Source organism: Paracoccus endophyticus (genome assembly GCF_003286075.1).
In the GTDB taxonomy this organism is placed as follows: domain Bacteria; phylum Pseudomonadota; class Alphaproteobacteria; order Rhodobacterales; family Rhodobacteraceae; genus Paracoccus; species Paracoccus endophyticus.
The window spans coordinates 1-14839 of sequence record NZ_QLUV01000012.1 but is presented as its reverse complement, the minus strand read 5'-3'; the positions used below and the strand labels follow the sequence as shown (position 1 = coordinate 14839).

Here is a 14839-nt window from a genome sequence, read left to right as displayed (position 1 = left end):
CGGGCCTCAGCCCCCGACCAGGCGCAGGCGCGGCCCGGCTGCGACCGTCGATCCGATCTCGGCCACCAGCGCGATCAGCACCAGGACGTGGCGCTGCATGTCATAGTCGGCGGCCCCCTCGATCCGGGCGCAGTTCAGCCGGTCCTCCTCGGCGCGCAGCCAGGGCAGTGCGGCGCCGGGACGGGGCGTCACCTCGCTGCGCATCAGGCGCCGCAGCGCGCGGTCGCGCCGCCATCCCGCCTGACCGGCGCGGGCCGCCGCCAGCAGCACCCGCGGCCGCCGCAACGGCGCCGCGATCCGGGGCACGGGAAAGGCGATCACCGGGGCGGCGGGGGCCGCAACGGGACGGCAGTCGGTAGGATCGAAGGGGGACAGATCAGACATGGCAGACCTCGCATCGGGGTTGGTGCGGACAGTCTGCTCGCCTTGCAGGTGTGTTGCGCCACAGCCGTGGGCAGCGTTCGTGGGGGCAGGATTTCTTTAGGGATTGTTAGCGATTCATCACCGATGTGACATGACGACCTGCCGTGCAGGCGGGTTCCCCACCAAGCCCCAAGGCCGCGACGGGCGGCCCCAGGATCACGAGGACACATCGGACATGACGATACTGACGGGTGATTTCTCTGACGCCGCAGCCATCGGGCCGGCCGGCAGAGGGCTGCACCCTGCCGCCGCCGCTGCAGGAATCCTGCAGGACCTGGTCGAGCTGACGGCCACGCCCCGGCCGGCCCTGGCGAGCAGCGTCGCCGGACAGGCAGAGGCCGCCACGGGGCCGATGCCGAGCGGCCTGCCCGAGGATGCCCGCCTGTATCTGCGCCACGTCGAGGGCGGCGCCACGATCCGGGCACTGGCGCGGGAAACCGGGTGCCACGCCTCGACCATCCTGCGCCGCATCCGCCGGTTCGAGGCGCGTCGCGACGATCCCCTGGTGGACCGGGCCGTGGACCATGCCGGCGGGGCGAATGGTGCCGCCGGTGCCATCAGCCTGCACGACCAGGACCAGCTGCGCCGCATCCTGCGCCGTCTGGCCGAACCCGGCGCCGTGCTGGCAGTGGCCGCGGGACTGGACAAGGCTATCGTCACGCGGTCCGACATCCGCACCGCCATTCTGGACCGGCGGCTTGCCGAACTGATGGCGCTGCGCGGCTGGGTCGCACTGGTCGGACAGGGCAGGATCACGCGGCACGCGATCACCCCGGCCGGTCGCGCCGCGCTGAAGGGGATGGTCGCGGGCCGGGCCTTCTTCGTCCCGCAGGCGTCCGATTTCAGGGATGCAAGCCCGGTGACGGCCGCTTGCGACCAGGCCGGATCGGGGGATAGCAGGGCAGGGCAGGGCCTGCCGCCGGTCGAAACCCCGGCGCCACCCGGTCTGGCCGAGGCCGCAGCCAGCTTTGCCCCCGCACCCGACCCGGGCCCCCTGCACGCCCAGCGCCACCGCATCTACGAGGATCGCGTGCTGGACGACCCCGACGGCGAGGGGCGTCGCCGGATGCGCGTCAACATCGCGGAAAGCCCGTTGCAGGTGCTGGGGCGCCGCCGCGATGCCAACGGCCAGCCCTTTCTGGACGCCGCGCAGGTCGCGGCGGGCGAGCGCCTGCGCGAGGACTTCGAGCTGGCGCAGATGGGCGCACGGGTGGCGCAGAACTGGGACCGCTTCATGACCGCGGGAATCGACGTCAGCCGCCATGATGCGGGCGGGGGCGGGTCCGATGGCGCACGCCGCCGCGTGGCCGCCGCCCTGCGCGAACTGGGGCCGGGCATGGGGGACCTGGTCCTGCGGGTCTGCTGCTTTCTGGAAGGGATCGAGCTGACCGAACGCCGCCTGGGCTGGTCCGCCCGGTCGGGAAAGATCGTCCTTCGGCTGGCCCTGATGCGGCTGGACCGGCACTATGCCGATACCTATGGGTCGGGCCGCCCGCTGATCGGCTGACCCGCGTTCCCCGTGTCGGGCGCGCACGCGGCCCTGTCGCGCGCGCGCCTGTCGTCATGGGGGGGCGATGCGGCCCCCGGCGGGTGTCAGGCAGCAACGCCTGCGGTTTCGCGCAGATAGGCCAGCACCGTCTCGGGCGAGGTTTCGCCATAGGGGTCGTCGGCGCAGTCGTCGCACCGGCCCGGCTCCTCGAACAGCTTCTCGACGACGCCGTCGTCCACGATGGCGGCATAGCGCCACGACCGCGCGCCAAAGCCGACGTTGTCCTTGCGAACCAGCATGCCGACCGCCTGGGTGAACGCGCCCGACCCGTCGGGGATCACCTGCACATGGGCCAGGTCCTGGCCCTTGGCCCACTGGTTCATCACGAAGCTGTCGTTGACGGACACGCAATAGATGGCGTCGATGCCCAGCTTGTCCAGCTCGGCCGCCGCCTTTTCAAAGCCGGGCAGCTGATAGGTCGAGCAGGTGGGCGTGAACGCCCCCGGCAGCGAGAACAACACGACGCGCTTGCCGGCGAAGTAGTCGGCGGTCGTCATCGGCTGCCACCGATAGGGGTTCGGTCCGCCGATCGAGTCGTCGCGGACACGGGTGTGGAAGGTCACGTCGGGCAGCTTGTCGCCGGCTTTCATCGGTCATCCTTTCATGTGTCTGCCGCATCAGCATTGCCGCAATGCAGCATGACCTGATGTGGCAAAGCCGGCGGCGTTGATCAACCCCGCGCAATCCGTTACCTGTGGGCAAATCGCGCCCGAGGAGATCATGGCAGACACGCCCCCGATCCTGCGTCACCCCGAAAAGGCCCACCGCCCCGACCAGGCCCAGCCGAAAAAGCCCGCCTGGATTCGTGTCAAGGCCCCGGTCAGCCAGGGCTACAAGGACACGCGCGACATCCTGCGCGACAACAGCCTGTCCACCGTCTGCGAAGAGGCTGGCTGCCCCAATGTCGGCGAATGCTGGAGCCAGGGCCACGCCACCATGATGATCATGGGCGAGATCTGCACGCGCGGCTGTTCGTTCTGCAACGTCATCACCGGCAAGCCCCGCGCGCTGGACGTGTTCGAGCCGGGCCGCGTCGCCCATGCCGTCGCAAAGCTGGGGCTCAAGCACGTCGTGATCACCAGCGTGGACCGCGACGATCTGGACGATGGGGGGGCCGAGCATTTCGCCCAGACCATCCGCGCCATCCGCCACCGCAGCCCCGACAGCACCATCGAGGTGCTGACCCCCGACTTCCTGAAGGCCGGACCCGGCGCGCTGGAAACCGTGCTGGCGGCGCGACCGGACGTGTTCAACCACAACCTGGAAACCGTTCCCGGCCTGTATCCGACCGTCCGGCCCGGGGCGCGCTATTTCCACAGCCTGCGGCTGCTGCAGCGGGTCAAGGAACTGGACCCCGCGATGTTCACCAAATCCGGCATCATGGTCGGCCTGGGCGAGGATCGTCAGGGGGTCTTGCAGGTGATGGATGACATGCGGGCGGCCGACATCGACTTCATCACCATTGGCCAGTACCTGCAACCGACGCCCAAGCATCACCGCGTGGACCGCTTTGTCACCCCCGAGGAGTTCGCGGGTTACGAAAAGGCCGCCTATGGCAAGGGGTTCCTGATGGTGTCGGCGACGCCGCTGACGCGATCATCCTATCACGCGGGGGACGACTTCGCGGCGCTGCGTTCGGCGCGTCTGCAAAGGCTGGCGCTGATCTGACCGGCTTGCGCGGCCCGCGCGGCCACGCTATCGCTGCACTGCACCCAGCCGGGGCCCGAGTGGCGGAATGGTAGACGCAGCGGATTCAAAATCCGCCATCCGCAAGGATATGTCGGTTCGAGTCCGACCTCGGGTACCAGAAAAAAGCGGCCCGGTACCGCTTTTTCCTTGCTGAACAATCCCGATGGGGGCAATGCCGCCTTATTCCGCGGCCTGTGCCATCGGGTTGTTGGGATGCTGCGTCCAGTCGCGAAAGCCGCCGGCGGTGCGGCCGGTGCGGGGGTCCACCTCGCCCGGCGCCAGTTCGCGCATGGTGATGCAATTCTCGACCGGGCAGACGTCCACGCACAGGTTGCAGGCGACGCAGTCTTCCTCTTTCACGCGGAAGATGCGGCCGGGGTCCATGGCGATCGCCTGATGCGACGTATCCTCGCAGGCCGCATAGCAGCGGCCGCAATGGATGCACAGATCCTGGTCGATCACCGCCTTGGTCATGTAGTCGAGGTTGAGGTACTGCCAGTCCGTGACGTTCGGGACCGCGCGCCCGATCAGGTCCGACAGCGCCATGTCGCGGCCGTCCAGATAGTCGCGCAGGCCCGAGATCATCTCCTGCACGACCTTGAAGCCATAGGTCATGGCCGCGGTGCAGACCTGCACGTTGCCGGCGCCCAGCGCCATGAACTCGGCCGCGTCGCGCCAGGTGGTCACGCCGCCGATGCCGCTGATCGGCAGGCCGCGGGTGGCCGGGTTGCGCGCGATCTCGGCCACCATGTTCAGCGCAATGGGCTTGACCGCCGGCCCGCAATAGCCGCCGTGCGTGCCCTTGCCGTCGATGGTCGGCTGCGGCGCGAACAGGTCCAGATCGACCGAGGTGATCGAGTTGATCGTGTTGATCAGGCTGACCGCATCCGCGCCACCGCGCCGCGCAGCCTCGGCCGGCTTGCGGATGTCGGCGACGTTGGGGGTCAGCTTGACGATGCAGGGCATGCGCGAGTGGCTCTTGACCCAGCGCGTCACCATCTCGATGTATTCGGGCACCTGGCCCACCGCAGACCCCATGCCGCGCTCGGCCATGCCGTGCGGGCAACCGAAGTTCAACTCGACTCCGTCGGCGCCGGTGTCCTCGATCCGCGACAGGATCGATGTCCACGATTCCTCGTCGCAGGGCACCATCAGGCTGATGACCAGGGCACGGTCGGGATAGTCGCGCTTGACCGACTTGATCTCGTCCAGGTTCACCTGAAGCGGCCGGTCGGTGATCAGTTCGATGTTGTTGATGCCAAGGACGCGACGGTCGGCGCCGTGGATCACGCCATAGCGCGGCCCGTTCACGTTGACGACCGGGGGGCCGTCCAGGCCCAGCGTCTTCCACACCACGCCGCCCCAGCCGGCCTGAAAGGCGCGGCGGACGTTGTATTCCTTGTCGGTGGGGGGCGCCGAGGCCAGCCAGAACGGGTTGGGCGAGCGAATCCCGATGAAGTCGCTGCGAAGGTCGGCCATCACTCAGCCCTCATGTCGGGCGCATCGACGGGGGCCAACGGCTGGCCCGCCAGATGCGCGTGGATGTCCTCGGCCGCGTCGCGGCCCTCGGCCACGGCGGTCACGGTCAGATCGTCGCCGCCCGCCGCGCAGTCGCCCCCCGCCCAGACCCCCGCGATCGAGGTCCGGCCGGGCCCGGTGACGGCGATCTTGCCGCCGGCCAGCGCGATCCCCTCGGGCACGCCCGCAAGCCGCTGGCCGATGGCGGTCAGGATCATGTCCGCGGGAAGGCCGATCCGCTCGCCCGTGTTCAGCAGGCGGCCGTCTGGCAGGTCGGCGGTATGGGCCAGCACAACCGCGCCGCCCTCGGCCGCCAGGGGTGCGGCGTTGGTCATCAGCCGGACCCCGGCCTTGACCGCATGGTCCTGTTCATGACGCGAGGCGGCCATCCTGTCCTGCCCGCGGCGATAGGCGATGGTGACGGTCTGCGCCCCCAGCAGCCGCGCCTGCACGGCCGCATCCACGGCCGTCATGCCGCCGCCGATCACCACCACGTCGCGGCCCACCGGCAGGGTGGACAGGTCCGCGGTCTGGCGCAGCTCGGCGATGAAATCGACCGCGTCGCGCTGGCCCGGCGCGTCGATGCCCAGGGCGTTCACCCCGGCCAGCCCCATGCCCAGGAACACCGCGTCATAGTCGGCGCGCAGGGCCTCCAGCGTGACCTGCTGGCCCAGGCGCTGGCCAAGCCGCAGCTCGATCCCGCCGATGCCCAGCAGCCACTCGACCTCGGCCGCGGCAAAGCCGTCCACGGCCTTGTAGCTGGCGATGCCGTATTCGTTCAGCCCGCCGGGCTTGGGGCGCGCATCGAAGACGACGACGTCGTGGCCCTTGGCCGCCAGCCGGTGCGCGCAGGACAGGCCCGCAGGTCCCGCGCCCACGACCGCCACCCGCTTGCCGGTCGGCGCACCGCGGCGAAACGGATGGGCGCCCGACAGCACGAGTCCGTCGGTGGCATAGCGTTGCAGCGCGCCGATCTCGACCGGGCGGCCCTCGGCCTCCATCCGCACGCAGGCGCCCTCGCACAGGGTCTCGGTCGGGCAGACGCGGCCGCACATGCCGCCGAAGATGTTGTCGTGCAGGATCGTCATGGCCGCGGCGTCGGCGGTGCCGGTGGCGATCTGGCGGATGAACAGCGGAATGTCGATGCCGGTGGGGCAGGCGGTGATGCAGGGCGCGTCGTGGCAGAAATAACAGCGGTCGGCGGCGACCCGCGCCTCGTGTTCGTCAAGCGGGGGGGCCACGTCGCTGAAGTTCGCGGCAAAGGCATCAGGCGGCAGACGCCCCGGCACCACGCCGGGCGTCATGGGTGTCGTGGTCACGGTGGACCTCCCTGTAAGCTGGCCGGTTGCTGGCTCTTGCGATCAGGCTGGCACAGGTCGTTTTTTTTATCAAACGGTAAAAGAAGGGTCGTGGCCCGGCAGGGTCAGGGCGGCGTCCAAGCCCCGCAGCGCAGACCGCCGCAGCGTCAACCGGCCCCCATGCAGCGCGGCCAGGTCGGACACAATGGACAGGCCCAGACCCGCCCCCTGCGGGCCGCGTTCGTCCAGCCGAACGCCGCGCGACAGGGCGCGGGCATGATCGTTGTCCTTCAGCCCAGGCCCGTCGTCGGCGATGGACAGGGTCAGCGGATTGCCCGCGCCGACCGTGACGGCGATCCGGTGCGCCGCATGTCTCACGGCGTTTTCCAGCAGGTTGCCGACCATCTCCTCGAGATCCTGGCGTTCACCGGCAAAGCGCGCGTCAGGCGGGCAGGTGATGTCGATGGTCAGGCCCCGCTCGGTCGCCGGCCGACGCAGCACCAGCAGGATGTCGTCGATCACGGGGAAGACCACGGTGCTGTGGCCCAGCAGGCGCGGCGCGCCTGCGCTGCGGGCGCGGCGCAGGTGCCAGCCGATCTGGCGGTCCATCCGCGCGATCAGCGCCTGTCCGGGATGGTCCGGCGGCAGCGCGTTGGCCAACGCCGCCATCGGCGTCTTCAGCGAATGGGCAAGATTGCCCAGATGTTCGCGCGCGCGGCCGATCACGGTGCGGTTCTGGTCCAGCAGCGCGTTCAGTTCGGCCGCGATCGGGCGCAGCTCGGCCACCCTTGGCAGGGGCACCGATTCCGCCCGGCCGGCGCGGATGCGGCGAATGTCGGCCCCCATCGCGTCCAGCGCCCGCAACCCCGCCGTCACCTGCGCGACCGACGCCAGCGCCAGCCCCGCGCCCAGCACCATCAGGGACAGGGCCAGCGGCCTGCGCACCTGCGCCAGGGCCGCGTCGATGTCGGCCTGCGGCGCGGTGACGGTGACGGCCAGCGGTGCGTCCACGCCGGGCAGGGTGAAGGACCGGCGCAGGACGCGCAGGGCGCGCCCCTCGGGGCCGGTGCCTGCGCCGCCCGCAACCGACGTGTCGGGGGTGGTCGTCAGCCGCAGGTCCAGCAGCGACGCCGAGCGCGCCAGCACCGCGCCGCCCCCCTCAAGCTGCCAGAACCAGTCCGACAGCGGCAGCTGAAAGCGCGGGTCGGCCGGCGGCGCGGGCACGCCCACCGCGCCAGAGGCATCCAGCGCGGACGCCGCGATCACCGTGTCCGCCATCACCGACAGGTCCGCGTCGAAGCGGTCCGTGACGAAACGTTCCAGAAGCCCGCCGATGACAAGCCAGGCCGCCAGCAGCGCCAGTGTCAGCCAGACCGCGGCCAGCGCCAGCAGGCGGCTGCGGATCGAATCCGCCGCAATCCTCACGGTCCGCTCCGCAGGACATAGCCCTCGCCGCGCCGGGTCTCGATCAGCCCGTCGCCGATCTTGCGGCGCAGGCGGCCGATCACGACCTCGATGGACTTGAAGTCGCGGTCGCTGTCCGCGTCATAGAGATGCTCGCTCAGCTCGGTGCGGCTGACGATGCGGTCGGGATGGTGCATCAGATAGCCCAGGATGCGCGTCTCGAACGCGGTCAGGCGCAGGGTCACGCCCTCCCTGGTGATGACGCCCAGTTGCGTGTCGTAGCTGAGCGGCCCTGCCGTCAGCACCGCGCGCGCGTGGCCCGCGGCACGCCGCACCAGCGTCTGCGCGCGCAGCACCACCTCGTCCAGGCGAAAGGGCTTGACGGCGTAATCGTCCGCCCCGGCGCGAAACCCCGCGACCTTGTCGGTCCAGTCGCCGCGCGCAGTCAGGATCAGGACGGGCATGGCCAGTCCCTGCGCGCGCCAGCGGGTCAGCACCTCGATCCCCGGAAGGCCGGGCAGGCCGAGGTCCAGGATCGCCACGTCATAGCGTTCTGTGGTGCCGAGGCATTCGCCCCGATCGCCCGTGTGGGCGACGTCGGGAACAAATCCGCCCGCTGTCATCGCGTCAGCCAACTGGGTTGCCAGCGTGGGGTCGTCCTCGACGATCAGGCAGCGCATTCAGTCGTCCTTTCCATGTCGGCGGGCCGCCCCCAGGTTGTTGCCGCGCGCCGACAGCAGCCGCCCGTCACGGGCGTCCAGCCTGATTTCCACGACATCGCGATGCTGGCTGAGCAGCCGGGCCGCATAAACCAGCTGGACCCCGCGCGCCGCCTCGCGCGGCGAAGGGGGAACCAGCGACAGCCCGATCAGCCGCCCGTCAAAGCGGCGCGCGATCGCCGCCACGGCCTGATGGGCGGGCAGGACGGCAAACATGGGCTGGTCCGGCAGCTCGGTCACAGCCGGGCCCCTAGGGGCATCGGCGGCGCGGGGCAGGGCATGGGACACCGCCCTGTCCCCCGGCGCGCGGCCGTGGCCGCCGGGACGGTGCAGGAGCAGGGCGCCCGCCAGCACCAGCAGGGCGGCCAGCAGCGTCGGGACGGCAAGCAACAGGATCAGGCGGCGGCGCATGGCCCGCACTAGACCACGGAACCGAAACGAACACCAAACGGCCCGTTGGCCTTTGGTTGGTGCCGGGCACGCTACACCGTGATTCGATCCGGGGCCGCGACCCCGGACTGCATTCGACGGAAAGGACTGATCCATGCTTCGCATGCTTCGCACTTCGGCCGCCATCGCCGTGACGGCGTCCCTGATGGCCGCCCCGCTTGCCGCCCAGACCGCGGCACCCGGCGCGCCCGCGGCACAGCCAACAGCGCCGGTCGTGACCGCGCCCGAAACCCTCGCTGCCAGCCCCGCACCCGCGGCGGCGCTGCCGCAGGCCCTGACCGACCTGGGCATCACCGATGCGACCGTCAGCGCGGGCAAGCGCGGTGGCCAGCGCGTGCGCGGCACCTTGCCGGGCGGCGCGGCGTTCCAGGGCGCGCTGGACGACCAGGGTGTGCTGCGGATGCTGCGCGCGACCGGCGACGGCGCGGCGCTGCCGGCCGATGTGATCGCCCAGCTGGTTCCGCAGGCGATCCGCAACGCCCCGGTCTTTGCCGAGGTCGCGCAGATCGCCGGCGTCGCGCGGGGCGAGCAGGGCGTGATGGTGTTCGGCAGCGACAGCACCGGCCAGCCCGTCCGGGCTGCCTTCTCGGCCGACGGGACATTGCAGCGGTTCGGGCGCGGGGACGACGACCGCGCGCGGCCCCTGATGCGCGGTGACGATGACGACCGCGGTCCGGGTCACGGCCACGGCCACGGCAAGGATCGCCGCGAGGACCACGGCAGGGAGCGGGGCCGGCCCGGCGACGACGACCGAAGCGATTGGCGGCGGGGCGAGGGCAGGGACCGGCCCGCGATGGGCCAGCCCGGAATGGGCCAGCCCCCCCAGCCGCTGACCGACGATGCGGTGCGCTCGGCCCTGGCCGACGCAGGCTATACGCAACCTGGCGCCATCGCCAAGGACGGGCCGCGCACCACGGTCGAGGCCACGAACCCGGAAGGCGAGCCGGTCACCGTCACGGTGAACCCCCGCGGCATCATCGTGCGAGAAGAGGCGCGCTGACCGCCGGCCCGGATCACGAACGCAGGGGCCGCGGCGCAAACCGCGGCCCTTTGCCTGACGATCAGGTCCGGCGGGTGGTCTCGCGTCGCGGCATCCGCAGCGTCCGGGCGGTCAGATCAGGGGCCAGCGCGGCCATGGCATCGGCCTGGGTCAGGAACACCTGCCCCGTCAGATCATGCAGGAAGGCGCTGCGGCGCAGGCGGTCCATGACGGGACCCTTGACCTCGGACAGGTGCAGGGTGACGCCGGCGTCGCGCAGCTGGCTGTTGATGCCCTCCAGCGCCTCGAGCGCGCTGGAGTCGATCGCGTTGACGGCGGGGCACATCAGCACGACATGGCGGACCGCGCGATCGGCGGCGACCCGGTCGTAGACCGCATCCTCGAGCACGCGGGCGTTCGGGAAATACAGGCTTTCGTCGATGCGGATCGACAGCACCTCGGGGGCCGTCACGACCTCGTGGCGGGCGACGTTGCGGAAATGCTCGGTCCCCGGCACCTGGCCCACGACGGCGACATGCGGACGAGAGCTGCGATAGAGATGGATGGCCAGCGACAGGACGACACCGGCGGCGATGCCGGTCTCGACCCCCTGCAGCAACGTGGCGACGATGGTCAGCGCCATGGCCGATGCGTCCCCGCGGGAATAGCGCCAGACCCGCGCCAGGGCGCCCAGGTCCACCAGCGACAGCACCGCGACGATGATCGTCGCTGCCAGCGTCGCCTGCGGCAGGTGGTACAGCGCGCCGGTCAGCGTCAGCGTGCCCACCGCCATCAGCACGGCCGTCATCGCGCCCGCCGCGGGGGTGCGGGCGCCGGCATCGAAGTTGACGACCGAACGGGCAAATCCGCCCGTGACCGGAAAGCCGCCAGCGAGGGCGGCCGCGATGTTGGACCCGCCAAGGGCCAGCAATTCCTGGTCGGGGTCGATCCGCTCGCGCCGGCGCGCGGCCAGCGTCTGCGCGACCGAGATCGTCTCGACGTAGCCCACAACCGAGATGATGAGCGCCGGCAGCGCCAGGCTGGCCCACAGCGCAGGGTCGAGCGGGGGCAGCGAGGGGACGGGCAGGCCCCGCGGAATGGCGCCGACCACGGCGAGCCCCCGGTCCGCAAGGCCAAGCGACCAGGCGATCAGCGTGGTCCCGACGACCGCAAGCACCGGGGCGGCGCGGACCGCAATGGCCGCCCGGCTCGCCTGCCAGCCACGCCGGGCGAGCAGCGGGCCCAGGTTCCGGCGGGCCCAGACCAGGAACGCCAGCGCGCCCGCCCCGATCAGCAGGGCGTCCAGCCGCACCCCATGGATGTGGGCGGCCAGCGCGTCCATGACCTGGGGCAGCGTCTCGCCCCCGCCAGGCACGCCCAGGATGTGGCGCAACTGCGACGCGGCGATAAGGATGCCCGAGGCGGTGATGAAACCTCCGATGACCGGATGGGAGAGGAACGAGGCCAGAAACCCCAGGCGCAGGGCGCCCATGGCGGCCAGCATCAGCCCCGACAGGGTCGCCAGCGCCGCAGCCGCGCCCAGGTATTCGGGGGTGCCCGGTGGCGCGACCTTGCCGACCGCCGCCGCCGTCATCAGCGAGATGACCGCGACCGGCCCCACCGCCAGCGTGCGCGAGGTGCCCAGGGCCGCATAGACCAGCAGCGGCGCGATCGAGGCATAGAGCCCCACCTGTGCCGGCAGGCCGGCCAGCAGCGCATAGGCCAGCGATTGCGGGATCAGCATCAGCGTGACGATGACCGCCGCCATCGCGTCCGCCGACAGCATCCCCGTGTCATAGCCTGAAGCCCAGTCGAACAGCGGCAGCCGTCGATGCCATGCCGGGCGACGGGGCGTCATGGCCTTCAGCCCCGGCCGTGCAGCAACGGCGCCACATGCGCCAGGTCGTATCCGGCGCCCGCGGCGGTCGACAGGATCGCATCGGCGGGCTGCCGCCCTGCCTGGGTCAGCGCCCACAGGGTGGCGCTGCGGGTGCCCGACCGGCAATAGGCGATCACCGGCCCATCCGCCCCCGCCAGCGCCGCGTCAAAGCCTGCGATCAGGTCGGGCGTGACGCTGCCAGGCTGAAACGGCAGATAGTGAAAGGCCATTCCCGCCGCCTCGGCCAGCCTTGCCATCCGGGCGCTGGACAGTTCGGGGCCGATCTCGGCGTCGGGGCGGTTGTCGATCAGCACCCGAAACCCGGCATCCGCCAGCGCGGCGACATCGGCAGTGTCGATCTGGGGTGAGACGGCAAGATCGGGGGTCAGTTGACGCAGGTCCATCGCAAGCTCCGGGATGAGGGGTGATGGTGTGGTTGAGCCGGGGCAGGGGATGCGTCAACCCCAAAGCCGCCCGCGTGCCCGGACTGCGGCACCCGCGTCAGGTCCCGCCATGCCGTCAGAGGACCCGTGTCGTCGTCCCGGACCCGGCCCGGCCGGTCTGCGGCCGGTTCATCTGCCGTGTCACAGCCCGCCGCGCCGGGGCTGCGCAAGGCGTCTCGCCGGCTCGCATCCAGGGCTGCAACCGCCGCCCGGCAAGGCACCCGGCCGCCGCGATCGCCATGCGGGCGCGCGGCCATCGTCCGCAAGGACCGGCCGGCAGCGGGACGGACCCCGCGTCGGGCGGGATGGGCCAGAGTGACGCCTTGTCGTGACAGAACACCCATGACCATTCCGACCTTTGTGTCGGGTCTGTTGTGGCACGGCTCGTTTCACATTGCAATAACTGAATGTATTCACGGCCACGCTGCGCCGAAGCGTGCCACCGCCGACGCGCCACGGGGCGGACCGGACAGCAGCCGGGCGTCTATCCCCGCGTCCCGCGCCGCCTCGGCCGCACTTGTTGTTCCGGCGATCAGGATGCAGTCCGCGCAGTCCATGCCCAGCTGCGACCGGGCGCGGTGGATCAGCCCGGCGTCGATGCGAGGGGCCGGCACGACGATCTGAAAAGGCGTGGGCGCCCGACTGCCCGAGGACAGCAGCGCGTCCAGTTCGGCGGCCGTCGCGGGTCCGACAACGGCCTGGCGCAGACGATGCCGCCTGGCATCGTCAAGCAGCACGGCCGCCGCCGGGTGCAGGGCCGCGGCCCCTGCGGCAATCAGCGCCGCGCTGCGGGCCGAGGCGTCGGCGCCAAGGGCGGCCACGGTCGCCTCGTCCAGCGTGGGGCCACCGTGCCGCGCCAGATAGGCCCGCAATGGCGCGGCACCCGTTCCGTGCAGCACAAGCTGCCGCCACAGGGCGGCGTCCCAGTTCAGGTCGATGGCAAAGGCACGGAAGCTTTCGTTGAACCCGGCGCGCCGTGTCTCGACCATGTCGGCCAGCGCCTCGGCATCCCAGATCAGCGCCTTCATGGCGGCAGGGCGGCAAGGCTTGAAACGAGCGCCGGCAGCCTGTCGAAGGCATCGAAGGCTGCCGCATGCGGCAGCTCGGCCACCGGGCGCTGGCGATAGCCGCGGGTGAACAGCAGCAGCGGCACCCCGGCCGACGCGGCGCAGGCCGCATCGAATTCGCTGTCGCCGACATAAAGCGCCTGGGTCCGGTCGCCACCGGCCAGCGCCGCCACCGCGGCCCACAGCGGCTCGGGCGCGGGCTTGCGCTGTGGCAGCGAGTCGCCGGCGACGATCACCGAAAAGACAGAGCCCAGCCCGAAGTGCGCAAGATTGGCGCGTGTCGGGATCATGGGCTTGTTCGTGCACAGCCCCAGCGGGTGCCCGGCGTCGGCAAGCGCGCCCAGCGCCTCGGCCACGCCGGGATAAAGCGCCGTCAGTCCGGTCGCCGTGTGATACCGCGTCATGAACGCCGCGACGAGGTCGGCCCGCGCCACCGGGTCGATGTTCAGGTCGGCCACGATCTTGCGCCACAGCACGTCCACGCCGCCGCCGATGAACATCCGCACCCGATCAAGGCTGAGCGTGGGCGCGTCCACCGACCGCAAGGTCGCGTTGACCGCGGCATGGATGTCCGGCGCGCTGTCGATCAGCGTGCCGTCAAGGTCGAAGACCACCGGAGTCATGCGGCGATCCATTTGATCGAGCATCCCATCGATGGCACCTGATCGCGCGGCCCCTGTCCGGTTTCGGCAATCTGGCGCATCGCCTCGTACAGGTCGCGCCGGGCATCAGGCGGGGCGGGATTGCGCCCGGACGCATCAAGCCGGCCGCGATATTGCAGCCCGCCCGAGGCGTCATAGCCGAAGAAATCGGGGGTGCAGACGGCCCCATAGGCGCGGGTCACGTCCTGGCGCTCGTCATACAGGTAGGGGAACGGAAAGCCGTGCCGCGCAGCCTCGGCCCGCATCGCCTCGGGGCCGTCCTGGGGGTATGCGGACACGTCGTTGGAGGAGATCGCAACCACCCCGATCCCCAGCGCCGCCAGATCCCGCGCGTCGCGCACGATGCGGCCGATCACCGCCTGCACGTAAGGGCAATGATTGCAGATGAACATCACCAGCGTGCCACGCGGCCCCGCGACATCGGCATAGGACACCATGCGGCCGGTGGTATCGGGCAGACGGAAATCCGGTGCCGGCGCACCGAAGTCGCAGATCGGGGGTGACACGGCCATGGCGAACCTTTCCTTTGATCAGCTATCGCCAACCTGCGTCGACGATGGCAATAGGCCGAAGGTCGCAGCGGCCTTTTCAAGGGTGCGCAGCAAGGCAGATCGGCAACCAGACAGTCGATAATTACATAATACCGATTATCTCAAACTGTGGGTGTAGACGCAAAGTAGAATTGTCGCTGTCTGGCAAAGTAGAACTGTCGCCCTCACCCTGACCTTCGGGGTTCAGCGTGAGGGCTGCGGGATGGGA

General features: G+C 70.7%; 15 protein-coding genes and 1 tRNA gene. 4 read left to right on the top strand and 12 right to left on the bottom strand.

What is annotated here, in order from left to right; translation table 11 throughout:
• Window positions 1–6: 6 nt before the first annotated feature.
• The gene (locus tag DPQ23_RS12530; RefSeq protein ID WP_112875137.1) at window positions 7–384 is read right to left on the bottom strand and encodes a DUF6477 family protein; all 378 of its coding nucleotides are present in this window, start codon (window positions 382–384) and stop codon (window positions 7–9) included.
• 214 nt (window positions 385–598) lie between these two features.
• Here DPQ23_RS12530 and DPQ23_RS12525 point away from each other — a divergent pair, with 214 nt between their 5' ends.
• Window positions 599–1930 carry a DUF6456 domain-containing protein gene (locus DPQ23_RS12525; RefSeq protein ID WP_420818588.1) on the top strand — a complete coding sequence of 444 codons (1332 nt, stop codon included), beginning with the start codon at window positions 599–601 and terminating at the stop codon, window positions 1928–1930.
• Between the two features lie 86 nt (window positions 1931–2016).
• On the opposite strand, the gene DPQ23_RS12520 is transcribed toward DPQ23_RS12525, so the two are convergent.
• The gene (locus DPQ23_RS12520; protein WP_112875136.1) at window positions 2017–2562 is read right to left on the bottom strand and encodes a peroxiredoxin; all 546 of its coding nucleotides are present in this window, start codon (window positions 2560–2562) and stop codon (window positions 2017–2019) included.
• Window positions 2563–2692: 130 nt separating this feature from the next.
• Here DPQ23_RS12520 and lipA point away from each other — a divergent pair, with 130 nt between their 5' ends.
• The gene (lipA, locus tag DPQ23_RS12515) at window positions 2693–3640 is read left to right on the top strand and encodes a lipoyl synthase (RefSeq protein ID WP_112875182.1); all 948 of its coding nucleotides are present in this window, start codon (window positions 2693–2695) and stop codon (window positions 3638–3640) included.
• A gap of 53 nt (window positions 3641–3693) precedes the next feature.
• Window positions 3694–3779 (top strand) — tRNA-Leu (locus tag DPQ23_RS12510).
• Window positions 3780–3841: 62 nt separating this feature from the next.
• On the opposite strand, the gene preA is transcribed toward DPQ23_RS12510, so the two are convergent.
• The 5 genes from preA to DPQ23_RS12485 form a co-directional block, all read right to left on the bottom strand.
• A complete protein-coding gene (preA, locus tag DPQ23_RS12505) occupies window positions 3842–5140 on the bottom strand; it encodes an NAD-dependent dihydropyrimidine dehydrogenase subunit PreA (protein WP_112875135.1) in 1299 nt (432 codons plus the stop codon).
• Window positions 5140–6498 (bottom strand): NAD(P)-dependent oxidoreductase, encoded by a 1359-nt coding sequence (locus DPQ23_RS12500; protein ID WP_420818587.1) that lies wholly within the window; start codon window positions 6496–6498, stop codon window positions 5140–5142. The genes preA and DPQ23_RS12500 overlap by 1 nt, the downstream gene beginning before the upstream one ends.
• A 69-nt stretch (window positions 6499–6567) precedes the next feature.
• Window positions 6568–7902 carry a sensor histidine kinase gene (locus DPQ23_RS12495; RefSeq protein ID WP_112875133.1) on the bottom strand — a complete coding sequence of 445 codons (1335 nt, stop codon included), beginning with the start codon at window positions 7900–7902 and terminating at the stop codon, window positions 6568–6570.
• The gene (locus DPQ23_RS12490; protein ID WP_112875132.1) at window positions 7899–8561 is read right to left on the bottom strand and encodes a response regulator transcription factor; all 663 of its coding nucleotides are present in this window, start codon (window positions 8559–8561) and stop codon (window positions 7899–7901) included. Before DPQ23_RS12490 ends, DPQ23_RS12495 begins: the two co-directional genes overlap by 4 nt.
• Window positions 8562–9011, bottom strand: coding sequence for a PepSY domain-containing protein (locus tag DPQ23_RS12485; protein ID WP_162630737.1), 450 nt, complete (start codon window positions 9009–9011; stop codon window positions 8562–8564).
• Window positions 9012–9144: 133 nt separating this feature from the next.
• Here DPQ23_RS12485 and DPQ23_RS12480 point away from each other — a divergent pair, with 133 nt between their 5' ends.
• Window positions 9145–10050 carry a hypothetical protein gene (locus DPQ23_RS12480; RefSeq protein WP_112875130.1) on the top strand — a complete coding sequence of 302 codons (906 nt, stop codon included), beginning with the start codon at window positions 9145–9147 and terminating at the stop codon, window positions 10048–10050.
• A 61-nt stretch (window positions 10051–10111) separates the two neighbouring features.
• Here DPQ23_RS12480 and DPQ23_RS12475 read toward each other — a convergent pair whose 3' ends face one another.
• The 5 genes from DPQ23_RS12475 to DPQ23_RS12455 form a co-directional block, all read right to left on the bottom strand.
• Window positions 10112–11887, bottom strand: coding sequence for a SulP family inorganic anion transporter (locus tag DPQ23_RS12475; RefSeq protein WP_112875129.1), 1776 nt, complete (start codon window positions 11885–11887; stop codon window positions 10112–10114).
• Between the two features lie 5 nt (window positions 11888–11892).
• Window positions 11893–12312, bottom strand: coding sequence for a protein tyrosine phosphatase family protein (locus tag DPQ23_RS12470; protein ID WP_112875128.1), 420 nt, complete (start codon window positions 12310–12312; stop codon window positions 11893–11895).
• Between the two features lie 452 nt (window positions 12313–12764).
• Entirely contained in the window at window positions 12765–13379 is a 615-nt protein-coding gene (locus tag DPQ23_RS12465; protein WP_112875127.1) for an HAD family hydrolase, read from the bottom strand.
• Complete coding sequence (gene gph, locus DPQ23_RS12460; RefSeq protein ID WP_170310793.1) at window positions 13376–14041, bottom strand: phosphoglycolate phosphatase; 666 nt, start codon at window positions 14039–14041, stop codon at window positions 13376–13378. Before gph ends, DPQ23_RS12465 begins: the two co-directional genes overlap by 4 nt.
• Window positions 14038–14592, bottom strand: coding sequence for a thioredoxin family protein (locus DPQ23_RS12455; protein WP_112875125.1), 555 nt, complete (start codon window positions 14590–14592; stop codon window positions 14038–14040). The genes gph and DPQ23_RS12455 overlap by 4 nt, the downstream gene beginning before the upstream one ends.
• Window positions 14593–14839: the final 247 nt, after the last annotated feature.